The 22,703-nt window shown below is 62.2% G+C and carries 22 protein-coding genes and 1 pseudogene; 14 read left to right on the forward strand and 9 right to left on the reverse strand.

Going from position 1 to position 22,703, the window contains the following annotated elements:
• Window positions 1-2: 2 nt before the first annotated feature.
• The gene (locus tag P0D89_RS29210; RefSeq protein ID WP_408377579.1) at window positions 3-1,103 is read right to left on the reverse strand and encodes an aminoglycoside phosphotransferase family protein; all 1,101 of its coding nucleotides are present in this window, start codon (window positions 1,101-1,103) and stop codon (window positions 3-5) included.
• Window positions 1,104-1,325: 222 nt separating this feature from the next.
• Between P0D89_RS29210 and P0D89_RS29215 the strand changes: the two genes are divergently transcribed.
• The 4 genes from P0D89_RS29215 to rsmA all read left to right on the forward strand — a co-directional run bounded on the left by P0D89_RS29215 (window position 1,326) and on the right by rsmA (window position 7,130).
• Window positions 1,326-3,692 carry an LPS-assembly protein LptD gene (locus tag P0D89_RS29215; protein ID WP_408362088.1) on the forward strand — a complete coding sequence of 789 codons (2,367 nt, stop codon included), beginning with the start codon at window positions 1,326-1,328 and terminating at the stop codon, window positions 3,690-3,692.
• Between the two features lie 67 nt (window positions 3,693-3,759).
• Complete coding sequence (locus P0D89_RS29220; RefSeq protein WP_408362089.1) at window positions 3,760-5,124, forward strand: peptidylprolyl isomerase; 1,365 nt, start codon at window positions 3,760-3,762, stop codon at window positions 5,122-5,124.
• A 4-nt stretch (window positions 5,125-5,128) separates the two neighbouring features.
• Window positions 5,129-6,139, forward strand: coding sequence for a 4-hydroxythreonine-4-phosphate dehydrogenase PdxA (gene pdxA / locus P0D89_RS29225; RefSeq protein ID WP_408377581.1), 1,011 nt, complete (start codon window positions 5,129-5,131; stop codon window positions 6,137-6,139).
• Window positions 6,140-6,299: 160 nt separating this feature from the next.
• Window positions 6,300-7,130, forward strand: a complete 831-nt coding sequence (gene rsmA / locus P0D89_RS29230) for a 16S rRNA (adenine(1518)-N(6)/adenine(1519)-N(6))-dimethyltransferase RsmA (protein WP_408377583.1) — start codon at window positions 6,300-6,302, stop codon at window positions 7,128-7,130.
• 93 nt (window positions 7,131-7,223) lie between these two features.
• Here rsmA and P0D89_RS29235 read toward each other — a convergent pair whose 3' ends face one another.
• Window positions 7,224-8,159, reverse strand: coding sequence for a DMT family transporter (locus P0D89_RS29235; RefSeq protein ID WP_408362092.1), 936 nt, complete (start codon window positions 8,157-8,159; stop codon window positions 7,224-7,226).
• Between the two features lie 355 nt (window positions 8,160-8,514).
• Here P0D89_RS29235 and P0D89_RS29240 point away from each other — a divergent pair, with 355 nt between their 5' ends.
• From P0D89_RS29240 to P0D89_RS29250, 3 genes are all read left to right on the forward strand, one after another.
• A complete protein-coding gene (locus P0D89_RS29240; protein WP_408362093.1) occupies window positions 8,515-9,636 on the forward strand; it encodes a porin in 1,122 nt (373 codons plus the stop codon).
• Window positions 9,637-9,727: 91 nt separating this feature from the next.
• Window positions 9,728-10,114: a lactoylglutathione lyase gene (gloA, locus tag P0D89_RS29245; RefSeq protein WP_408362094.1), complete on the forward strand. Its 387-nt coding sequence runs from the start codon at window positions 9,728-9,730 to the stop codon at window positions 10,112-10,114.
• Between the two features lie 26 nt (window positions 10,115-10,140).
• Complete coding sequence (locus tag P0D89_RS29250; RefSeq protein ID WP_408362095.1) at window positions 10,141-10,539, forward strand: hypothetical protein; 399 nt, start codon at window positions 10,141-10,143, stop codon at window positions 10,537-10,539.
• 103 nt (window positions 10,540-10,642) lie between these two features.
• Here P0D89_RS29250 and P0D89_RS29255 read toward each other — a convergent pair whose 3' ends face one another.
• The 7 genes and pseudogenes from P0D89_RS29255 to P0D89_RS29285 all read right to left on the reverse strand — a co-directional run bounded on the left by P0D89_RS29255 (window position 10,643) and on the right by P0D89_RS29285 (window position 17,655).
• The gene (locus P0D89_RS29255) at window positions 10,643-11,533 is read right to left on the reverse strand and encodes a M48 family metallopeptidase (protein WP_408362096.1); all 891 of its coding nucleotides are present in this window, start codon (window positions 11,531-11,533) and stop codon (window positions 10,643-10,645) included.
• Between the two features lie 42 nt (window positions 11,534-11,575).
• Complete coding sequence (locus tag P0D89_RS29260; RefSeq protein ID WP_408362097.1) at window positions 11,576-12,334, reverse strand: lysophospholipid acyltransferase family protein; 759 nt, start codon at window positions 12,332-12,334, stop codon at window positions 11,576-11,578.
• A 40-nt stretch (window positions 12,335-12,374) separates the two neighbouring features.
• On the reverse strand, window positions 12,375-12,929 hold the full coding sequence (gmhB, locus tag P0D89_RS29265) for a D-glycero-beta-D-manno-heptose 1,7-bisphosphate 7-phosphatase (RefSeq protein WP_408362098.1): 555 nt from the start codon (window positions 12,927-12,929) through the stop codon (window positions 12,375-12,377).
• 10 nt (window positions 12,930-12,939) lie between these two features.
• Window positions 12,940-15,039, reverse strand: coding sequence for a glycine--tRNA ligase subunit beta (glyS, locus tag P0D89_RS29270; RefSeq protein WP_408377585.1), 2,100 nt, complete (start codon window positions 15,037-15,039; stop codon window positions 12,940-12,942).
• 15 nt (window positions 15,040-15,054) lie between these two features.
• On the reverse strand, window positions 15,055-16,062 hold the full coding sequence (glyQ, locus tag P0D89_RS29275) for a glycine--tRNA ligase subunit alpha (protein ID WP_408362115.1): 1,008 nt from the start codon (window positions 16,060-16,062) through the stop codon (window positions 15,055-15,057).
• A 200-nt stretch (window positions 16,063-16,262) separates the two neighbouring features.
• Window positions 16,263-17,270 (reverse strand): annotated as a pseudogene (locus P0D89_RS29280) (FMN-binding glutamate synthase family protein); the annotation flags it as partial.
• Between the two features lie 121 nt (window positions 17,271-17,391).
• Window positions 17,392-17,655, reverse strand: a complete 264-nt coding sequence (locus tag P0D89_RS29285) for a helix-turn-helix domain-containing protein (RefSeq protein ID WP_408362100.1) — start codon at window positions 17,653-17,655, stop codon at window positions 17,392-17,394.
• A 635-nt stretch (window positions 17,656-18,290) separates the two neighbouring features.
• Here P0D89_RS29285 and P0D89_RS29290 point away from each other — a divergent pair.
• The 7 genes from P0D89_RS29290 (at window position 18,291) to P0D89_RS29320 (ending at window position 22,193) form a co-directional block, all read left to right on the forward strand.
• Complete coding sequence (locus P0D89_RS29290) at window positions 18,291-18,515, forward strand: hypothetical protein (RefSeq protein WP_408377587.1); 225 nt, start codon at window positions 18,291-18,293, stop codon at window positions 18,513-18,515.
• A 21-nt stretch (window positions 18,516-18,536) separates the two neighbouring features.
• A complete protein-coding gene (locus P0D89_RS29295) occupies window positions 18,537-19,265 on the forward strand; it encodes a hypothetical protein (protein WP_408377588.1) in 729 nt (242 codons plus the stop codon).
• A gap of 26 nt (window positions 19,266-19,291) precedes the next feature.
• Window positions 19,292-19,873: a DUF2442 domain-containing protein gene (locus P0D89_RS29300; protein WP_408362103.1), complete on the forward strand. Its 582-nt coding sequence runs from the start codon at window positions 19,292-19,294 to the stop codon at window positions 19,871-19,873.
• 311 nt (window positions 19,874-20,184) lie between these two features.
• A complete protein-coding gene (locus tag P0D89_RS29305; RefSeq protein WP_408377589.1) occupies window positions 20,185-20,580 on the forward strand; it encodes a hypothetical protein in 396 nt (131 codons plus the stop codon).
• Window positions 20,581-20,840: 260 nt separating this feature from the next.
• Entirely contained in the window at window positions 20,841-21,029 is a 189-nt protein-coding gene (locus P0D89_RS29310; protein ID WP_408377590.1) for a BPSL0761 family protein, read from the forward strand.
• Window positions 21,030-21,441: 412 nt separating this feature from the next.
• Window positions 21,442-21,858 (forward strand): hypothetical protein, encoded by a 417-nt coding sequence (locus tag P0D89_RS29315; RefSeq protein ID WP_408377592.1) that lies wholly within the window; start codon window positions 21,442-21,444, stop codon window positions 21,856-21,858.
• A gap of 44 nt (window positions 21,859-21,902) precedes the next feature.
• A complete protein-coding gene (locus P0D89_RS29320; RefSeq protein WP_408377593.1) occupies window positions 21,903-22,193 on the forward strand; it encodes a DUF2442 domain-containing protein in 291 nt (96 codons plus the stop codon).
• The last annotated feature ends 510 nt before the right edge of the window (window positions 22,194-22,703 follow it).

Below are 22,703 nucleotides of genomic sequence, written 5' to 3' on the forward strand. Positions count from 1 at the left end.
GGTCAGAACGTGTAGCCGACTTCATTCGCGCGGCCTTCGAGTTCGTCGAGCAGCTTCGCGAACGGACGCAGCGGCGCATAGCGTTCGGCCACCTTGCGCGCATAGCCGATGAAACGCGGCAGATCTTTCATGTAATGCGGCTTGTTGTCCCGGTAGTTGATCCGGCAGAACAGCCCCAGCACCTTGATGTGCCGTTGCAGCCCCATCCATTCGATCTGGCGGTAGAACTCGCCGAAATCGGCATCGACCGGCAGGCCGGCCTTTTTCGCGCGTTCCCAGTAGTACACGAAGCAATCCAGTTCGAACTCCTCGTCCCAGCCGAGGAACGCGTCGCGTAGCAGCGAAGCGACGTCGTACGTGATCGGGCCGTACACCGCGTCCTGGAAGTCGAGCACGCCGGGATTGGCGGCGGGACGTTGCGAATCCGGCGCGGCAACCATCAGATTGCGTGGCATGAAATCGCGCAGCATGAACACTTGGGGCTGCGCGCGCGCACTCGCGATCAGCAGCGCGAACGTGCGATCAAGCAATCCGCGCGTCCTGTCGTCGACCTCGCGGCCCAGGTGCCGGCCGATGAACCACTCCGGCATCAACTCCATCTCGCGGCGCAGGAATGCTTCGTCGAACGGCGGCAGCACGTTTTCGCGCGAGCTCAGTTGCCAGCGGATCAGCGCGTCGAGCGCGTCGCGCATCAGCGTGCGGGCGCGGCGCGGGTCATTCGCCTGTTGCGCTTCGGTCAGCGCGCCGAGGTACGACGCGGTGCCCAGATCGGTGACGAGCATCAGACCGGCGTCGAAATCGACCTCCAGCACGCGCGGCACGTGCACGCCGGCCGCGTCGAGCAGCCCGGCGACCTGCACGAATTCGCGGCACTTTTCGGGCGGCGGGGCATCGACGGCGATCAGGGTGACGGCGCTTTCGCCTTCCGCAGCCTTACCAGTGAGCCGGAAATAGCGGCGGAAACTGGCGTCGGACGAAGCGGGGGCAAGCGTGTCGAGCTGCAGCGCATAGCGCGCCGCGTGGCCTTGCAGCCAGGCTTTGAGCAGTTCGAGGCGGTTGTCGGCGAAGTCTTGAGTAGTGTCTTGGGAATGGGGGAGCGTCATGAAAACCGGCGGCAAATTCAGAGGGGCAACGTCTTGCCATATAATACCCCACGACTTTTTTGACGCGACTCACGCCAGCTTTCGCGTGTTCCGCTTTACCGCCCGCCTCATCGTTCGACAGATTGTAAATATTGATGTACAGCCGACTGTCACGGTCGGGGTGTGCAGGCGGTGGATCGTGACTGCAATAGCTGACGGACGGGCCGATTCGCCAAACGATACATGCCGCCTAGACAGCTTTCCCAAACGACTCCCTCTTGTGCCGTAGTGCCGCGCAAAAGGCGGCTCGTCGCGGCTTTGATCGCCGCTCCGGGCCTGATGCCCGCGCTTGCGCACGCCCAGTTGGTGGGGGAAGCCGCGCAGCCGCAGCCTATCGATGCGCCATGGGGCATGCGGCTTGCCCCGCAACTCGAAGAACATCCGCTGCAAACCGGCCAGAGGCCGGCCACGTTCGTGCTCGGCGACAGCGCGAGCGGCACCATCGACCAGGACCTGGCGGCCAAGGGTTCGGCCGAGGTGCGCCACAATACCGCCGTGATCAAGGCCGACGCGCTGCACTACGATCAGGACACGGACATGGCCGACGCGTACGGCCAGGTGCACGTGATCAACAGCGGCAATACCTTCATCGGTCCCGAAGCGCATCTGCGCGTGGACTCGACCGAAGGCTTCATGACCTCGCCGAAATACCACTTCAACCTGACCGGCGGCTCGGGCAGCGCGGAGCGTGTCGACCTGCTCGACTCCGAACGCTCGGTGTTCACGAAGGGCACTTACACTGCGTGCGCTTGCACGGACAACCCGGCGTGGTACATCAAGGGCAGCGAGTTCGACTTCGACACCGGCGCGGACGAAGGGGTAGCGTACAACAGCGTGCTGTTCTTCCAGGGCGTGCCGGTGTTCGCGTCGCCGTGGCTGTCGTTCCCGCTGTCGGGCGCCCGGCGCAGCGGGATTTTGCCGCCCACGTTCTCGCTGAGTTCGACCAACGGCCTCGAACTGTCGGTGCCGTATTACTTCAACATCGCGCCGAATCGCGATCTGCTCGTCACGCCGCGTCTGATCTCGAAACGCGGTGTGCAGTTGCAGAGCACGTTCCGGTATCTGTCACCCACGTATTCCGGTTCGATCACCGGCGAGTTCCTGCCGGACGACCATATAACGCATACGAACCGCTACGCGCTGTACATCCAGCACAACCAGAACTTCGGCAACGGGTTCGGCGGTTACATCTACTACAACAGGGTTTCGGATAACACCTATCCGGAAGACCTGTCGTCGTCGGTCAGTCAGTTCATTAACGGCACGCAGCTCCTGTATCAGCAGGAAGCCGGGTTGACCTACAACAACGGCCCGTGGTCCGTGCTCGCGCGCGAGCAGCACTGGCAAACGCTGACGCCGTCGGTCGCGCCGTATGGCCGCGAGCCGCAGTTGAACGTGAAGTACGCGAAGTACAACATCGGCGGTTTCGACTTCGGCGCCGAGGCCGACTACTCGGACTTCCGCATCACCACCGCGGACCTGACCGAAGGCCAGCGGGTGCTGTTCAACCCGTACGTGTCGTATTCGGTGGTCGGGCCGGGCTACTTCGTCACGCCGAAGGTGCAGTGGCACTTCGCGTCGTACAACCTGAACAACATCGGCACCGATCTGCCGGCCGGCTCGGTGAAGAATTTCACCGAGTCGATCCCGACGCTGAGCTTCGACACGGGGCTGATTTTCGAGCGTTCGGTGCGCGTGTTCGGCGCGGATTACATCCAGACGCTGGAGCCACGCCTGTACTACGTGTACACGCCGTTTCGCAACCAGAACAACGCTCCGCTGTTCGACACCGCCGACTCCGACTTCGGTCTGGCGGAGATTTTCCAGCCGAACACCTTCGTCGGTAACGACCGGATCGCCGACGCGAACCGTCTGACGGCCGCCATCACCACGCGCTTCATCAACCCGGCCACGGGCGACGAACGCGCCCGCTTCGTGATCGCGCAGCAGTACTTTTTCCAGGATCAGCGCGTCACGCTGGAGCCGACCCAGACCACCACCCAGACCGCACACTCGGACCTGATCGCGGGTGCGTCGATCAAGCTCGGCGCCGGTTTCGCTTCGGAAACGGCGTTCCAATATAATGCCGACAACAATCAGCTGGTGAAGACGAGCGTCGGCTTCGGGTTCAGTCCGGCGAGCGGCAAGGTGATCAACGTCGCGTATCGCTACACGCGCGCGAACACCACGCTCGACAACCAGCCGATCAACCAGGTGCTGGTTTCGGGCCAATGGCCGCTGACGCACCGGGTGTACGGCGTCGCCCGTTTCAATTACGACCTGAACGGCCATCGGATCGTCGACGGTCTGATCGGCATGCAATACGACGCCGACTGCTGGACGCTCGGCGCCGGCCTCCAGCGCTATGCGAACGGTCTGAACACATCGGGGCAGACTCAGTCGAGCACGCGGTTTCTCGCGCAGTTGACGTTCAAGGGCTTGTCGAGCGTCGACAACGGGCTGATGACCGCGTTCCGCAGCAGCGTGGCTGGCTATACGCCGTTGCCGCCGCCCCCGCCGCCGGAGTCGCGTTTCACCAATTACGAATGACGTGCGCCCGATCATTTATAGAATGCGAAAAGACGGGCCAGGCGTGCCCGACATCATTGGAGTATCTGTGGCAATCATGAAAAAGCTTCGCTTGGCAACGCTTGCGGCCGGTCTCGTCGGCGCGGCGTCTTTCCTGTCGGTTGCGCCGGTACAGGCGCAGGCGCTGGGCGGCAATAGCGGCCAGACGGTCGACACCATCGCCGCAGTGGTCAACAACGGTGTCATCACGCGACGCGAGCTCGACGAGCGCATCAGCCTGATCACGCGGCGCCTGAACCAGCAGAACGCGCCGGTCCCGCCGATGGAACAATTGCGCCAGCAGGTGCTCAACCAGATGGTGCTGGAGCGCATCCAGCTGCAGAAGGCGAAAGAAGACGGCATCAACATCGACGACGCCGCCGTGCAAAAAACGCTCGAGCGGCTTGCGCAGGCGAACAACATGTCGCTCGACATGTACCGCGCGCGCATCGAGGCGCAAGGCGTGCCCTGGACCACGTTCACCGGCGACGCACGTACCGAACTCACGCTGTCGCGTCTACGCGAGAAGGAAGTAGACAGCAAGATCACGGTGTCGGACGCCGAGGTCGCGAACTACATCGCCAGTCAGCGTGGCCCGAACGCCGGCCAGACGAGCGACCTGCACTTGCAGCACATTTTCGTGAAGGCGCCGCTGAACGCGTCGGAGACCGACATCGAGGCGGCGCAGCAGAAGGCCCAGGCGCTGCTGAACGAAGCCAAGGGCGGCGCCAATTTCGAAAAGCTCGCGAAGTCCAGCTCGCAGGCACCGGATGCGGCGAAGAACGGCGGCGACCTGGGTTTCCTCGCGCCGTCCAAGCTGCCGCCTGAATTCGTCAAGGCCGCGTCGACGATGCGCCCGGGCGAAGTCAGTCCGGATCTGATCCGCACCAGCGACGGTTTCGAAATCGTGCGGCTGGTCGACCGCCGCGCCGGTCAGGGCACCAGCTCGGATGCGCCGAAGCTTGTGCAGACGCACGTGCGCCACATCCTGCTGCGCGTCGGCGACGGCATGTCGGAGCCGCAGGCACGTCAGAAGCTGCTCGACATCAAGAACCAGATCGCCGCGGGCGGCGACTTCTCGAAGTTCGCGCACACTTACTCGCAAGACGGTTCGGCGTCGCAAGGCGGCGACCTCGGCTGGATCAGCCCGGGCGAGACGGTGCCGGAATTCGAGCGTGCAATGAACTCGCTGCAGGATGGCCAGATCAGCGACCCGGTCCGCAGTGAGTACGGCTACCACCTGATCCAGGTGCTGGGCCGCCGCGAATCGGAAGGCTCGGTGTCGCAGCAGATGGATCTGGCGCGTCAGGCAATCGGTCAGCGCAAGGCGGAACAGGCTTACGCCGACTGGCTGCGCGAGCTGCGCGACACCGCGTACGTGGAAGTCAAACCCACGCTACCGAGCGTGCAATAACATCATGACGAGCGTCGCCCAGTCCGCCAGCCAGCCGTTGCAGATCGCGATCACGACTGGCGAGCCCGCCGGCGTCGGCCCCGAACTGACCGCGCAGGCGTTGGCCGGCGCGGCCACGCATTGGCCCGCCGCACAGTTCACCGTGCTCGGCGACGCCGCTCTGCTTGCCGAACGCGCGCGCGCGGTGGGTGTCGATTGGGCTGCGCTGCTGGCGCACGGGCAGCGCGTGCGCGTGCAGCATACGGCGCTCGGCGCGCCGTCGCTTGCGGGCAAGCTCGACGCCGCCAACGGCCGCTACGTGCTCGATCTGCTCGACAGCGCGATCGACGGCGCAATGGCCGGCACGTTCGACGCAATCGTCACCGCGCCGCTGCAGAAAAGCACCATCAACGACGCCGGCGTGCCGTTCACCGGCCACACCGAATACCTGGCCGAGCGCACCCACACGCCGCGTGTAGTGATGATGCTGGCCGGCACCGGCAGGCGTCCGCTGCGCGTTGCGCTCGCGACCACGCATCTGCCGCTCAAGGATGTTTCCGCCGCGCTGTCCATCGAGAGTCTTGTCGAGACGCTGCGTATCATCGACCACGATCTGCGCCATCACTTCGGCTTGCCGGCGCCGCGCATCCTCGTGACCGGGTTGAACCCGCACGCGGGCGAGAACGGCTATCTGGGCCACGAGGAAATCGACGTCATCACGCCGGCGCTCAAACTCGTGAACGACCAGGGCATCGACGCGCGCGGTCCCTATCCGGCCGACACGCTGTTCCAGCCGCGTTATCTGGAGCAGGCCGACTGCGTGCTGGCGATGTTTCACGATCAGGGCCTGCCGGTGTTGAAATACGCGACGTTCGGCGAAGGCATCAATGTGACGCTCGGCTTGCCGATCATCCGCACTTCGGTCGATCACGGCACCGCGCTCGATCTCGCCGGCACCGGCCGCGCCGATGCGGGCAGCCTGATTGCCGCCATCGACACGGCGGTGTCGATGGCGCAGCAGCGCCGCGCGGGCTGAGTCAGCGCCGCTGCGCACGTTCCGCCGCCGAGTGTTCGGCGTGAGCGGGGGCGTGTGCAGCAGCACGAGCTATGCGAAGCATGCGCGGTCTGTGACCGGTTCGCACGTGCGTTGCGCGTATTCCTTTTCTTAAGCAGTTCTCTTTCTTAGCGTTTCTTCGATGTCCACCAGCAGACAGCAACAGGGCCGGCACCAAGGTCATCTCGCGCGCAAGCGTTTCGGTCAGAACTTTCTGGTCGACATGGGCGTGATCGATTCGATCGTCGACGTGATCCGGCCGCAGCGCGGCGAGCGCATGGTCGAGATCGGACCGGGGCTCGGCGCGCTCACCGAACCGCTGATCGAGCGCCTGGCGACGGCGCAGGCGCCGCTGCACGCGGTCGAACTGGATCGCGATCTGATCGGCCGTCTGAAGACGAAGTTCGGCGACCTGCTCGAACTGCACGCGGGCGATGCGCTCGCGTTCGACTTCGGCTCGCTGGCCGCGCCTGGCGAGAAGGCGTCGCTGCGTATCGTCGGCAATCTGCCTTACAACATTTCGAGCCCGCTGCTGTTTCATCTGACCTCGTTCGCGCATCTCGTGATCGATCAGCACTTCATGTTGCAGAACGAAGTGGTCGAGCGGATGGTGGCGGAGCCGGGCACCAAGGCGTTCAGCCGGCTATCCGTAATGCTGCAATACCGCTACGTGATCGACAAGCAGCTCGACGTGCCGCCCGAGGCGTTCCAGCCGCCGCCGAAGGTCGATTCGGCGATCGTGCGGATGATCCCGTACGAGGCACATGAGCTGCCGGCCGTCGACGAGCGGGTGCTGGGCGAAGTGGTGACGGCGGCGTTCTCGCAGCGTCGGAAGATGTTGCGCAACACGCTCGCAGCGTTCCGCGATTCGGTGGATTTCGACGCACTCGGCTTCGATCTGCAACGCCGTGCCGAAGACGTGCCGGTTGCCGAATACGTGCGCGTGGCGCAGATCGTGGCGGGCAAAGGGTAAGTCACTCGCGCCGGGCCACACCACACGCATTGTGCCCGCGTGTTGAGCGCCACTCGCCACGCGCGTCGAATCGCGCGCGCGAGGCGCTAATCCCTAAGCCGCAAACCGCTTTGCCGGTGCATTGACCAGCGCAATGCCGGTTAACACCAGCATCGCGGCCAACAAGAAGCGCAGGCTGAACGACTCGCCGAGCAGCATCACGCCGAAGGTCACGCCGAACAGCGGCGTGAGAAACGAGAACACCGACAGGCGCGACGCGCTATAGCGCGTCAGCAACCAGAACCACACCAGATAGCTGACGAACGCGACGACCACCGCCTGATACGCGAGGCTCACCAAGGCGAGCGGCGTGACGGTGTCGACGCGGGCCTGGCCGAGCCCGAGCGCCAGCGCGAGCAACACCACCGCCGATACCGCCAACTGATAGAACAGCGTTTTGCTGGCGCTCGATTGCGCGAGGCGCGTCGCGCGCACCACCACGGTCGTCGCGGCCCACAGGATGCCTGCTACCACGCCGAGCGCGTCGCCGGCCACGCCTGCGAGCGTCGAGCCGCGCGCAGCGGGCCCATGCAGGAAGCCGTCCGCGAATGCCAGCGTCATCCCCGCGAACGCGACGAAGATGCCGAGCCATTGAATCCGCCGCATCCGTTCACCGTCGACGAACCAGTGCAGCCCGAGCGCCGTGAAGCACGGCGCCGTGTACAGAAACACCGCCATGCGCGACGCGCTGGTCAGCGTCAAGCCGAGAAAGATGCAGACGAACTCCGCGGCGAACAGCACGCCCGCGAGCAGGCCCGCGCCTAGCGTGCCGTCGTCGCGAAAGAGCGGCGTGCCACGGGCACGCGCCCAACCCCACACCAGCGCCGCCGCGATCGCGGAACGCAAGCCGGCCTGGAAGACTGGTGGCAGCGCCGAGTTGGTGCTCTTGATCGCCACTTGCTGCAGTCCCCAGATCGCGCACAGGCCGATCATCAACAGGATTGCGAAGCTATCCGGGGCGCGGCGTGCGGGCAGGACGGTGATGCTCATGGGCGTTGATGGCGGTGAGATCGGGAAGCGGTGACAGGGATGCTGCGGTCAGAAGCGGATGCGAAACCCAAAAAAGCGTGCGGCCGCCGCGATAAGTCATACGATAGCAAACCCAGCCCGTCCGCAAACCGAAGCCCCTACCTTCTACGCGTGCTTCCTACAGCCCGCAAGTCCTTTGCTTCGTTAGCAACACCTACGTCAGACCAATTTTATGAACGCCACCATTTCGCGCTAAGGTTCGAACACCAGCGTTTCATCAGGACATTCATACGGACTGCGTCACCACAGTGCAGCGCGCCGACGCCCACGCCGACGAGCCGGTTCGCGCAAAGCGGAGCCGGTACGAGGAGACGACATGAAGCACGTATGCAGGTGGGCGGCGGCCATGATGCCCGCGGCGATCGCGTCGCTGGGATGGCAGGCGGCGCACGCGCAGTCCAGCGTGACGCTGTACGGCGTGGTCGACGAAAGCGTGCGCTATCTGACCAACGTGAACAAGGCTGGCGACTCGTCGATCGGACTCGGTCCAGGTGGCTTGACGCAAAGCCGCTGGGGCGTGAAAGGCGTCGAGGATCTCGGCGGCGGCTGGTCCACCTTCTTCAAGCTCGAAAATCGTTTGAACATCAACAGTGGCCAGAGCGATCCCACGTTGCCGTTCTTCAACGAAGCGCAAGTGGGCGTGCGATCGAACGCGTTCGGCCAGGTGATTCTGGGTCGCCAGTACAACGTGATGATCGAAGGCATTACGGCGGGCGGCTATGGCAGCAACTTCTGGATTCCCTACGATTTCAGCTTCCAGCCGGAAGTGACCATGACGGGCGGCATCTGGACCAGCAACCAGGTGCAATATCAGGCGAGATACAACGGCTTCAGCTTCTCGGCCGGTTATGCGTTCGGCGGCAACGCGGGCAATTCGTACGGCAGCCAGATCGGCGCCGCCGCCGCTTACGGGCCGGCGGGTGGTCCATTCACCATCGGCGGCGCGTACGAAGAGTCGAAAGATTCGGTCAACGGCGCGGCGGCGAAAGCGTGGACCTTCGGCGGTTCCTATACGTGGAACCGCACGCGCTTTTCGGCGGGCTACATCGTCAATCAGAACGACGCCGGTTTTTCGAACTTCGCCAACGGGCCCTTCACCGCGCCCGTGCTGGCCGCGCTCAAGTACACGGACTTCGCGCGGCGTCGCATGATCATGGGCGGCATCACGCAGCAGGTCGGCAACGCGTGGCACTTCGCGGCGAACGTGTGGCGCACGTTGCAGGACGGCAAGACCGCCGCGCAGGACGGCTCGGCCTGGCAGTATCAACTGGTCGCCGACTATAACCTGTCGAGGCGCACCGACATCTATCTGGAAGGCGACTATGCGCAATACCGGGGCGGTCTGATCGGCGCGCAACTGCAAGGCGTCAACGGCATCGGACTTGCGCAGAAGGGCACGCAACTCGGGCTCATGGCTGGGCTGCGGCATCAGTTCTGAGCGCCGGCGCGCGTGACCCGAGCTCTGCAGCGATGCGTGATTCCGGGTACATTTACGGTCTCGTTATCACGCAACAAACAGGGAGTGCACAATGCGCCTGCTTCACACCATGCTCCGGGTCGGCGATCTGGATCGTTCCATTGCCTTCTACACCGAACTGCTCGGCATGAAACTGCTGCGCCGCGACGATTATCCGGACGGTAAATTCACACTGGCCTTCGTCGGCTATACGGACGAACGCGACGGCACTGTCATCGAACTGACGCAAAACTGGGACACGCCTTCGTATGATCTCGGCACCGGCTTCGGACACCTCGCGGTCGAAGTCGAGGACGCGTATGCCGCTTGTGACAAGATCAAGGCGCAAGGCGGAACGGTCGTGCGCGAAGCCGGCCCGATGAAACACGGTACCACCGTGATCGCATTCGTCACGGACCCGGACGGCTACAAGATCGAATTCATCCAGAAGAAAAAATGAGGTAGATGGCGGGGCAAGCTCAAACAATGAACAACAATAATCCCTACTTCAAAGAACTCGGCGAGATTCACGCCGAAATCCAGGCATTGTTCGACGGCTCCGCGGACGACGGCGCGCTGCAACGGATCGTGGCGCGCTTCGCACCGCAATTCACGATGGTGATGCCGTCCGGCGCCGCACTGGATCATGCGGGCGCGTGCGACATCTTCGCGAGGCTGCGCGGCGCGCGTCCCGGCTCGCAAATCACGATTCGCGATATGGAGATCGTCGCGGAGTATCCGGCGGGTGCGGTGGTGAAGTATCGCGAGTATCAGCGCGACGCTGCGGGCAACGCGAACGTGCGGCGCTCGACGGCGGTGCTGGATCTCGACGCGCACGGCAAGGTGACGTGGCGGCATCTGCACGAGACCTTCTGCACGGAGTAAGCGGCGAATCGTCGCAGTTAGTGACCGGTGTTGGCCGGTTGAGATGCAAGCCGGCGCTTCATCAGGATGAAGCGCCGGCTTGAAGATAAAGACGCGAAGACGCTCAAAGCGTCGGCAGCAATTCCGGCGGATGCGACTTTAGCGTCTGCCGCGCTTCGCGGAATTCCGGAAAAATCGATTCGACCGTTTGCCAGAAGCGCGGGCTGTGATTCATTTCACGCAGATGCGCGAGTTCGTGTGCAACGACGTAGTCGATGATGGACAGCGGAAAATGAATCAGCCGCCAGTTCAGGCGAATCTTGCCATCACTCGAACAACTGCCCCAGCGCGTGGCCGCTGACGAGAGCGCATACGCGCGATAGTCGACGCCGAGCTTTTCAGCGTAAATCGCGAGGCGCTCGCCGAACAGACGTTTCGCTTCGCCTTGCAGCCAGCCTTGCACGCGGTCCTTGATCTGCTGCGGATCGGCCTGCAACGGCAACGGCACTTGCAGCGCCGCGTCGGCTGCGCTGAACGCCAACGTGCCTCGCGGCGAACCGAGCTTCACACGCACCGGTTGGCCGAGATACGGCACCTCGGCGCCGTCTTTCCAGTCGACCTTCGGCAACGCGCGCTGTTCGACTCGCGTTTGCCATTCGATCAGCTTCGTGAAGATCCAGCGCTGCTTTTCGGTGATCGCGGTTTCGATATCGGCGAGCGTGACCCAGCGCGGCGCCGTGATCGTCAGACCGGTGCTGTCGATCGCAAAGCCGATCGAGCGGCGCGCCGAACGCTTGAGCGCGTAGTGCAGCGTGCGCGAGCCGATGGTCAGGCTGCGCAGCTTGCTGCCGTCCGGCGCGAGCGGCACGGTCGGCTGTTGCGCGGCAGGCGAGCCCGGCGATGGCGCGGAAGGCGACGGGGACGACGACGTCGACCCTGGCTCTGCGAAGAGCGGGAGATCGAGCTGCCGGTTATCGAGCGCCGCAGCGGGCTGCGACGTAGGAGACTTCTGCATCGGATTCGCTTCGCGCGATACGCCTGTGAGGGCGTGGGCGCGTCAGATTGGTGCGGCGGCGGAGTTGTCATCCGCCGCGCGGTACGCGGTGGGATCGATGCGACGCATTTCAGTTTCGATCCACTGTTCGACGCGCGTGTTGACTTCGTCGGGCGTGAGCCCCGTCGTCTCGATCGGCTTGCCGATCGACACTGTGACTATACCCGCATATTTCAGAAACGAGTTGCGAGGCCATACGCGTCCCGCGTTATGCGCGATCGGCACGACCGGTGCGCCGGAAGCGATCGCGAAGCGTGCGCCGCCGGTCTTGTATTTGCCTTGCTTGCCGGTCGGCGTGCGGGTGCCTTCCGGAAACATGATGACCCATGCGCCTTCCGCCATGCGCGCCTTGCCTTGTCGGATGACGGATTCGAACGCGTACTTGCCTTCCTTGCGATTGATGTGAACCATCTTCAGCATGCCGAGCGCCCAGCCGAAGAACGGCACGTAGAGCAGCTCGCGCTTGAACACGTAGCACAGCGGCCGCGGCATCAGTGCCGGAAACGCCAGCGTTTCCCACGCCGATTGATGCTTGGAGAGCAGCACCGCCGGACCGTTGGGCAGGTTCTCGTAGCCTTCGATCCGGTAGCGGATACCGTTGAGCCAGCGCACCGTCATGAGCGTTGCGCGGCACCAGCCGGCCGCCATCCAGTAGCGGTTGTCGGCGCGCAGGAAAGGGAATGCGATGAAGCACGCGACCGCGTACGGCACCGTGAACAGCACGAAGTAGATCAGCAGCAGCAAAGAACGAATGAAGCGCATCGGCATGGTCTGTGAGGGTTGGGGACGCGCGTGGCGCGCGTCACTCTTGAGCGTCGGCGAGAAAGTCGAGCGCGAACGCGCGCAGGTCGTCGTGCACGATCGTGCCTTCGGGCAAGCCGCCGGCCGCGAGTGTCTTGCGGCCCTTGCCGGTCAGCACCAGATGAAGCGGGTGGCCGAGCGCCGCGCCGGCCTGCAGATCGCGCATTGCGTCGCCGACGACCGGCGTGTGCTCCGGATCGACCTCGAAACGCTCGGTGATCATCTTCAGCATGCCGGGCTTCGGCTTGCGGCATTCGCAGTGATCTTCCGCCGTGTGCGGGCAGAAGAACACGGCTTCGATACGTCCGCCGACCGCCGCCGCCAGCCGATGCATCTTCAGATGCATCGCATTGAGCGCGTTCATGTCGAACAGACCGCGGCCGATACCAGACTGATTGGTCGCGATCGCCACGCGATAACCGGCCTGGTTCAGACGCGCGATCGCTTCGAGCGAGCCAGGCAGTGCGACCCATTCGTCCGGCGACTTGATGAACGCGTCGGAGTCGACGTTGATCACGCCGTCGCGGTCGAGGATCACCACTTTTTTGGTCGGCATGGCGCGGGGCTCAGGCGTCGAGTCGGGAAATGTCGGCGACGCAGTTCATCTGCTGATGCAGCGCGCCGAGCAAGGCCAGACGGTTGGCGCGCAGCGCCGGATCTTCAGCGTTTACCATCACGTCGTCGAAGAACGTGTCGACCGGCTCACGCAACGCGGCGAGCGCGGTCAGCGCGCCCGTGTAGTCGCGCGCGGCCAGTTGCGTCTGCACGCGCGGCGCGACCTGTTCGAGCTGCGCATGCAAGGCTTTTTCCGCCGTCTCGACGAGCAGCGCGGTCTGCACGCCGCCGGTCGCCGCGCCTTCCGACTTCTTCAGGATGTTCGAGATGCGCTTGTTGGCCGCGGCGAGCGATGCCGCCTCGGCCAGCGTCGCGAACTCGCGCACCGCATCCAGGCGCGCGACGATGTCGTCCAGGCGCGTGGGGTTCAGCGCCAGCACCGCGTCGATTTCTCCGGCCGCGTAGCCACGTTCACGCAGCAGGCCGCGTAGGCGGTCCATGCTGAATTCGTAGACGGCTTGCGTCGAATCGGCAACGTTCGGCACTGCGGCGAATTGCGCGTAAGCGGTGCGCAGCAGTTCGACGAGGTCGATCGGCAACTGCTTCTCGACCAGAATCCGTAGCACCCCGAGCGCATGACGGCGCAGTGCGAACGGGTCTTTTTCGCCGGTGGGTTGCAGGCCGATGCCCCAGATGCCGACCAGCGTTTCGAGCTTGTCGGCCAGCGCGACGACGGTGCCGGTCGCGGTGGTGGGCAACGCGTCGCCCGAAAAGCGCGGCTGATAGTGTTCCGAGCACGCGAGCGCGACTTCTTCCGGCTCGCCGTCGTGGCGCGCGTAGTACGTGCCCATAGTGCCTTGCAGCTCGGGGAATTCGCCGACCATGTCGGTGATCAGGTCGGCTTTGGCCAGACGCGCGGCGCGCTTTGCGAGCGCAGCATCGGCGCCGATCAGCCCGGCGATCGCGCCGGCCAGCGCTTCGACACGCTCGACGCGTTGCAGCGCCGAGCCCAGTTTGTTGTGATACACGACGTTCGCGAGCAGCGGCACACGATCGGCGAGCGGCTTCTTTTTGTCCTGCTCGAAGAAGAATTTCGCATCGGCCAGGCGCGGGCGCACCACCCGCTCATTGCCTTCGATGATATCGCCGGGCGTCGTCGTCTCGATGTTCGACACGATCAGGAAGCGCGAGCGCAGCTTGCCGTTCGCATCGGTCAGTGCGAAGTACTTCTGGTTGGTCTGCATCGTGAGGATCAGGCATTCCTGCGGCACTTGCAGGAACTCGTCCTCGAAACGGCACGAATAGACCACCGGCCATTCGACCAGCGACGTCACTTCGTCGAGCAGCGCTTCGGGCATCACCACCTGGTCGCCGTTGGCTTGCGCGAGCAGGTGCGTGCGGATGGTTTCCTTGCGGTCGGCGAAATTCGCGACCACGCGGCCTTTGTGCATCAGCGTTTCGGAGTACGCATCCGCATGCTGGATCTGCACGAAACCTTCGGAGAGGAAGCGGTGGCCGAGCGTGGTGTCGTCGGCGTCGATGCCGAGCGCGCTGACCGGCACGACCTGGTCGTTATGCAGTGCGGTCAGACGATGCGCCGGACGCACAAACTTCACATTGGTGCCGTCCGGACGCTGATAGGTCATGTCCTTCGGGACCGGCAGCTTGGAGAGCGCTTCGTTGAGCGCGTCTTGCAGACCGTCGGCGAGCGTCGCGCCAGGCGCCGCATAGCGCAGGAAGAACGCTTCGGCCTTGCCGTCCTGCGCGCGCTCCAGGTCGTTCACCGAAAAATCGGGGAAGCCGAGCGCAGCGAGTTTCTTCGCGAGCGGCGCGGTGGGTTGGCCGTCTTTATCGAGCGCGACGGAAACCGGCAGCACTTTTTCGCGCACGTGCTTTTCCGGCGCGACCGCGCGCACGTTCTTGATCGTGACCGCGAGGCGGCGCGGCGTCGCGTAACGCTCGAACGACAGTTCGCCTTCGATCAGATCGCGCGCCGCGAGGCGCTGCGCAATACCTTCAGCGAACGCGTCGCCAAGGCGCGCGAGCGCTTTCGGCGGCAGTTCTTCAGTCAACAGCTCGACGAGCAGGGTAGCGTGATGGGGTTGAGTCATGAGGTGATGTTCTCGTCAGTCCTGGTCGATCTTGCGCTCGACTTTCAGCGGCGGCGCCCACGCGGGCATTGCGGCATCTTGCTCGTCGGTGGTGAGGCCGGGCACGCCGTGCACCGGATTGCCGAGCATCGGGAAGCCGAGCTTTTCACGCGAATCGTAGTAAGCCTGTGCGACCAGACGCGACAGCGCGCGAATCCGGCCGATGTACGCCGCGCGTTCCGTGACCGAAATCGCGCCGCGTGCGTCGAGCAGGTTGAACGTGTGGCCGGCCTTGAGCACCAGCTCATAGGCGGGCAGCGCGATCTGCGCTTCGATCATGCGCTTCGCTTCCGCTTCGTAGCTGTTGAAAAACGTGAACAGCAGATCGACGTTCGCCTGCTCGAAGTTGTACGTGGACTGTTCGACTTCGTTCTGGTGATACACGTCGCCATACGTGAGCCGACGGATTTCCGGGCCGTTCGGGCCTTGCTCTTCCCACTCGGTCCACACCAGGTCGTAGACGTTTTCGACCTTCTGCAGATACATCGCGAGACGCTCGAGCCCGTACGTGATTTCGCCGAGCACCGGCTTGCAGTCCAGCCCGCCGACTTGCTGGAAGTAGGTGAACTGGGTCACTTCCATGCCGTTCAGCCACACTTCCCAGCCCAGCCCCCAGGCGCCGAGCGTGGGGTTTTCCCAGTCGTCTTCGACGAAGCGCACGTCGTTCTGCTTCAGATCGAAACCGAGGGCTTCGAGCGAACCGAGGTACAGGTCGAGGATGTTTTCCGGCGCGGGCTTCAGCACCACCTGGTACTGGTAGTAGTGCTGCAGACGGTTCGGGTTCTCGCCGTAGCGACCGTCTTTCGGACGGCGCGACGGTTGCACGTAGGCGGCGCGCCACGGCTCGGGGCCGATTGCGCGCAGGAACGTATGGACGTGGGACGTTCCCGCGCCGACTTCCATGTCGATCGGCTGGAGCAACGCGCAACCCTGCTTGTCCCAATAGGACTGCAGTGTCAGGATGATTTGCTGAAACGTGAGCATGAAGTGCCTTTCGGGCATGAGGCCCCCCGCCAAGCGCCGAAGTGCGCGAGGTGGCCGTGGAGCGAAGTGCTAAACCGTAGATTTTAACGGAAAGGCAAGGGGGCGTCCGTTTTACGGGGTCGGACGCGGGCGGGATGCAGCTTTTGAACGACACAGGGCCGCGTGTTGGCGGCCCTGTGTCGTGAGTCATGCATCGGCGGTCACGTCGCCGCCAATTCCACCCTCGGCGAGAACGAGTCGCTTTGCGCGACAGGCCAGTACTTTTCGAACAGCGAGTAGCGATAGTTGCCGGTGAGCAGATCGTTCGGCTCGAGATAATTCAGCAGTTCCGACATCAGCCGCACCTCATGCGACGACACGCGCCGCACGATGTGATGCGCGCGCAGTTCCGCCGGATGCTTCAACCCCGCGGCCTGAATGATCTCCTTCAGCGCATGCAGCGTGTTGTGGTGAAAGTTGAACACGCGGTCGGCCTTGTCCGGCACCACCAGCGCGCGCTGGCGCACCGGGTCCTGGGTCGCGACACCGGTCGGGCAGCGGCCGGTGTGGCAGGTTTGCGCCTGAATGCAGCCCACCGCGAACATGAAGCCGCGCGCCGCGTTGACCCAGTCCGCGCCGATCGCTAGCGTCTTCGTGATGTCGAACGCGGTGATCATCTTGCCGCTCGCGCCGATGCGGATGCGCTGCCGCAAGCCGATACCGACCAGCGTGTTGTGCACCAGCAGCAGGCCTTCCTGCAACGGTACGCCGACGTGATCGGTGAATTCCAGCGGCGCCGCGCCGGTGCCACCTTCCGCGCCGTCCACGACGATGAAGTCCGGCAGAATCCCCGTTTCCAGCATCGCCTTCGCAATGCCGAAGAACTCCCACGGATGCCCGATGCACAGCTTGAAGCCAGTCGGCTTGCCGCCCGAAAGCGTGTGCAGACGCTCGACGAATTCGAGCAGGCCGCGCGGCGTCGAGAACTCGGAGTGCGTGGCGGGCGAGATGCAGTCGCGGCCCATCGGCACGCCGCGTGTTTCCGCGATTTCCGGCGTGATCTTCGCCGCGGGCAGTACGCCACCGTGACCCGGCTTCGCAACTTGCGACAGCTTCACCTCGATCATCTTCACTTGCGGCTCGGCGGCCTGCTTCGCGAACTTCTCGGCGCTGAAGGTGCCGTCGTCATTGCGGCAGCCGAAGTAGCCCGACGCGATTTCCCAGACTTCTGCGCCGTGCGAGTCCTGTATCCGCGCTGAAGAGGTCCAAACGGCAAGGCTTAGGGCGTTTTTAGTCGCGGATAACGTTAGCCCCGAATCCGAACGCGTCGAACCCTATGCCGGGCCCACGTTACCGGGTAGCAGCGGTTTCTCTACGAAACAGAGTCTTTGGATTGAAATCGGGATTCAACAAGTGCCACGCAGGGATGCCGAGCGCCAGCGCGACGCGCTCGAGGCTATCAACGGTTATGTTTCGTTCGCCGCGTTCAAGGCCACCGATGTAGGTCCTATGCAATCCAGCGCGATTCGCTAGCTCGTCTTGCTGCCAGTTCAGATACGCGCGAGACAGCCTCACATTCGTAGCGATTAGAGACCGTAGCGGGTGCGCGGTCATTGTTTTCAATCCAGGAGCAAGACGGAAGGTTAAAGGCGCATGACTTATCAATACGCGAATCTACCACCCATCGCGTCGCCTACTCGAAAAAGTATATCTAAAAACGTCAAATCTACTCGTAAACGTCAACTAACAAAAAGAACAAAAAGCGTGATACTTATATGCAGCATATGTATTATCTATACAGAATTTGATGTTTCGGTTGAGCTCGTTTCATCTGTCCCCAACAATTAGAGGGGCAACATGGCAACGAAACGAAGAAAGCTGAAGACGGACGACAAGGCCGACTACGAACCTCTGTTGCGAGTGTTGAAGGGAGGCCTCGCCTTCGAAGTGGTTGGGAAGGCGGAGTTCGATTTCAGTTGGTTACCTTCGCTATTTCCGCCTGCACTGGCCCGCCACATCGCGCTACGTGTGGCTCGAAGGTTTGCGCGCCTTGAAAAGGCAACTATCAAGGGGTTTATGCGAGCGTCATCATTCCGCGTGCGGAGGTTTTTCGGATGTGCATCATCCGGCCGCGGGAGGCCTCACTGTAGGGTGGAATCAGACTACAGACGACCAATGGTCCGAGCGCGTCGTCATCTTGGTGATAGCTTCTTGAGGTACGTACGACTGGTAACGGCTGGGATATCGCAATGCGGCGCGTCGACAATGAGTTCGATATCCCGCAATTTTTAGCGTCAGCTCTTGTGCGCAAAATCGCAGCTAGTAAATTCCGACTGCCGGCGGCCGACCGCGCTAGGTTTCAACAGTTGCCCGACCACGTGATTGAACGCATAGAACAAATTGTCCTCGAGGCTTTCCTTGAGGCCGACGAAGACGTTGGCGGTGAAATTCTGCGGGACCACTATTGGCAATAAGCCTTGGTCGCTCGGCGTGGAATGATTGCAAACGGTGAGCTGCTGTCACCGACTGAATTCAAAGAGCGCATCGGTGTAAGCGAGAAGCGCCTGGCGCGGCCAGTAGAAGAAGGGAGTGTCATTGGCGTCGACGTCGATGAGACTGAATACTTCCCCGCGTTGTTGGCCGACCCGTTGCTGAATCGCAAGCGGTTGCAGACAATTTGCCGAATCATCGTTCCGGCTGAACCGATGAGTCGACTTGATTTTCTGACGTCGCCGCGAGGTAGCTTGGGTAACCGCCGTCCGCTCGACATGCTCGACAGCGACGTTGATTTCAAATTGCTGCAGCGGATTGCAGCGGCTTGGGCCGCAGAATGGTCACGCACTGCCGTCAAACTGTACGAAGGCGCACACGAAATCGAGCCAAAGGATGTCGACCCGCTGTACACCGCGATTGCGGAAATCGACCCAAGGAGACCGTTGTGGGACCGCGCCTCTGAAGCGCTCCACGTGCACGGGTACCAATGGCCGCTCGGACCGTATCCTGATGTTCGAAAATTTTCTCTATTTGTCGAACGACAAGCCGCCGTGCATTCCTCGCCGATTCCAGAGGCTTGCGTGCAAGTCGTTGTGGACGGCGACTACATGCAAATCCGTATCGTCGCTGCGCCGGGGACTACGCTCCAGTCAGAAACAGTGCCTGGTGTTAAGGACAAAAGCTTTATCGACGTTGCAAAGCGTGTCATCGCATACCTCCTCGCACATTGAGCAAAGACCGTGAGCGCCTAAGCTAGATGATAAATCGCATACGACCAGTGGCAACGGACGTCAACGTAGATAAGGACGGTTTCACAGTTGTCCTGATGGATGGCGGTAAGTTGAAAGTCCCCTTCAAACGTTTTCCTAAACTGTTCACGGCATCGCGAGACCAAAGGCGAGCAGTTCGGATTTCCGCGTCGGGCTCGGGTTTGCGCTGGGACCAACTCGATGAAAAAATTAGTGTCAGCGAGCTGATGCGTGATGCTGAGAGGCGCCATCGTGATGAGCGATTAACCTCGTGCGTACCGGTCGACTTTCCATGGGACCCAACGCCTGCCTTGCTGTCAGGTACGCAGCCGAAACTAGCTGGAAGATGGATTGACAGCAGGTTTGTCGTCGGTCTAACAGCGGAGGAGAGGTACATCCGGTGGGATATGTGTGAAGACCTCGCGCGGCAGCTCATTCGAAAGGCCCTTGAAGATGCAGCCAAATTCCCTGAGCATTCGCGCGATGTTACGTTGAGGCGCATGAGGCGCGCTATTGAAGGCAAAAATTGGACGGAGCGTGTTGAAACGGATTGGCTTATGGAACGGTTACGCGCCCTGGTTGGCTGGTAGCGGACACACGATGGCTCACATGTGCATTGATTTGCTGCAAGTGTTGGGCGGGAACCGGCTTGGATGCCGCCACGGAGGTTATCGCCCATTTCCGAAAACGCTGAATCGTCGCCGGTGCACGCTATGCGTGCCTTTATTTGGAATCAGAGCGACTACTTCACTGGAGTCGGTGAAGCGGCGGCACACGATACACGGATTTTTTGCTGAAGAGCGTTGCTTATCATGGAAACAGAGACACATGCTGATTGGATGCGTTGATTAAGGGGAAACATGTTGAATTGTGACCCGGTGGGCGCGAGTCGGGTCGCCGCGTGATTGCACCTGCGGACATTGGTCGTATAAGGGATGGACAACTCGCTGATTACGAGGTTCGGCTGCACGACGACGTTCTTGGCGACATTGGCACTGCAACGCTGACGCAGTACCCCCGTTTTGCTGGCAGTGTGCTGGACCTTGCGGCGCGTGCCATTGCGACCGCTCTTGCGGGTGGCGAAGAGCTACCGCCTCGCCCAATCCTCCCCGACGTCCCTGTGCACAAAAGCGGCACAACGCCATATGTGCGCATGCGCGAAATCCCGGAGCCTGCGCGCACGTTGTTCGCCAAAAACATGTTTGGCTCGACATGCCCTTACATTGAGGAAGACTCCGAGCCGATGGGCTGCGTCTATGCATGGGATTGGGAAGCCTTTTTGAACGGGGCGAGATAGTGCTGAAAATTACCGTAGAGCTGTGTCCACCGCATGACCTTGGCCGCGCACTGGGATAACCGGACGTACGCATTGTGTTGTCAACGTCTTGGGTACGCGTGTACTTCGTGCGTGCGTATCACGCTTGTCACGACACCACGTCGGCCAATGCAGGTAATCGTCATCAACCGCGAGCCAGTTGGTACTCGGCATAAGCGCGCCGGTGGTCCTGGCCGAGCTGCGAGCAAAACTGGCAGCGATGCACAAAGTGAGGTATGACGATGACGACGCCCGACGAACGCGCGCGCTCACTTCGGCGCGCACGGGACTTGCTGATGGAGCTGGCGTATGGCCACAAGCGGCTCGTGCGGCAGGAGTTGCGAAGCGAGGCCCGTGTGATATTGCGCCACTATCCGCAGGAGGACACGGTATCAGCGGGAGATTGCTGGCCACGGCGCGACCAACCATGAGTGCCGATGGATGGCACAACGTGCGGCGACGCGCGGTACGTACTCGCAGAAAGCTTGCGTGTAAGGGCGTGTTCCTGTCGGGCGACGCGTTTTGTCAAAGAAGCGGCATCTCACGCACGCAACTCGTGCGCGAAGAGCGACGTGGCGGCCTGTTCAACCTAAGGATTTCTCGCGAAACCTACGCCCCGGCCGTGCTTGCAGACAATTCGCTCGACAAGCACAGGCTAGCGAAGCTCCTGCGACGTATGGCGCCGTACGTGCCGGCAATCGGGCGCTATGACTTGCTTGTCTCGCGCAGAGGTCCACTGGGCGGCAAAACCGCACTGGAGGCAACGCGCCGTGGGAAGCGATACCGAGTGGCGCTGCGCCTTGCAGACAGCGTAGCGTCCGAAAACCGGCCGAGAGGGCCTCGATGACACGACGCGATAAAGAACCGCTGTTGACAATAGCTATGTATAACGGCGAGTACGACGGTAACCTTGATGCGCTCAAGCAGCTGTGTGTTATTGAAGGCAATGCAGTGCCGGATGGTCGGCCTCCTTACTCGCCGCTCGAGGAGGCCTTGAAGCTGCTAGAAGTGTGTGCAGACCGGTACAGCACGCCTCGCCCGAGCTGCGACTGCTTTACGGTGTTTATTGGTCGCAAAACTGGCATCGCGATAAGGCCATTAGCGCGTTTGGATGTGTATGCCCGCAATGGGTATGCAAGCGCAAGCGTGCTCTCCGCGGACAGTCCGCGAACTGACACGGAGAGTATACGTTACTCGTTGGATGACGATGCTTTGACTATCATGCGCAAAATCCTTGAAGCCGAGGCAAGCGTCAAGTAGTCTGTTTCGAGACGCTTCTAAATTGCCTCGGATAAGGAGCCGCTATGTCGGCAAAAGCAACGGATGCTTCGTTCGACGAAACCAGTTTCACCGTTCACCTCGATAACGGCAGCGCCTTACGTGTTCCACTCGATTGGTTTCCCACGCCGCGAGCAGCAACACCTGGGCAACGTCGCGATGTTCGTATTTCTGCGTCCGGTGCCGGGTTGCATTGGGACCAGTTAAACGAGGACATCAGCGTTAGCGGACTGATGCATGACGCTGAGCGCTGGCATCTTGAGGAGAGGCTGAAATCAGTAGACCGTGCTGTCAAAATCGAGGCGGACGACCTGTAGTTGAGCGAACTGGCGACGACACTTCGCTGCGCTTTCATCTGCCGACGCGATGAGGCGCTGGACTGCCCCTACGGCGACGCACGCGTGTAGCATTGGTGAGAGTCCTGATAGCTGTCACGTTGCCGTGCCTGGAGATAACCCAGGATGTGGGGCCAACAGGGGAAAGCATGGCCATATACAATTGTGGCCGGCTCATTGCCGGAGACGTCTTCAGCGAAGTAAGCCAGTTTTGGCCGCACATCAACATGTGGTGTGACGTGCAAATTCGCCGATAGTCCGACCAGGCAAATCCTCGGACCCGTACCATTGTCCTAGCCGTGATTTGCGGCATGGCTCGAATCGCTTCTACTTACTGATGCCTCGCTCAACCTCCCTTTCAGACGTCATTACCCTCGCCGAGGTCCAGTCGCTGGCGGACCCGAAGACCTTTGCTCGGGGCAAAGCCTATTTCCACGACGGCGTGGTGTCGCGCCTCGAGGAGCATGACGGTGTGCTTCGCGCCAGTGTGCG

The organism is Paraburkholderia sp. RL18-085-BIA-A (genome assembly GCF_046027075.1).
Lineage (GTDB): Bacteria > Pseudomonadota > Gammaproteobacteria > Burkholderiales > Burkholderiaceae > Paraburkholderia.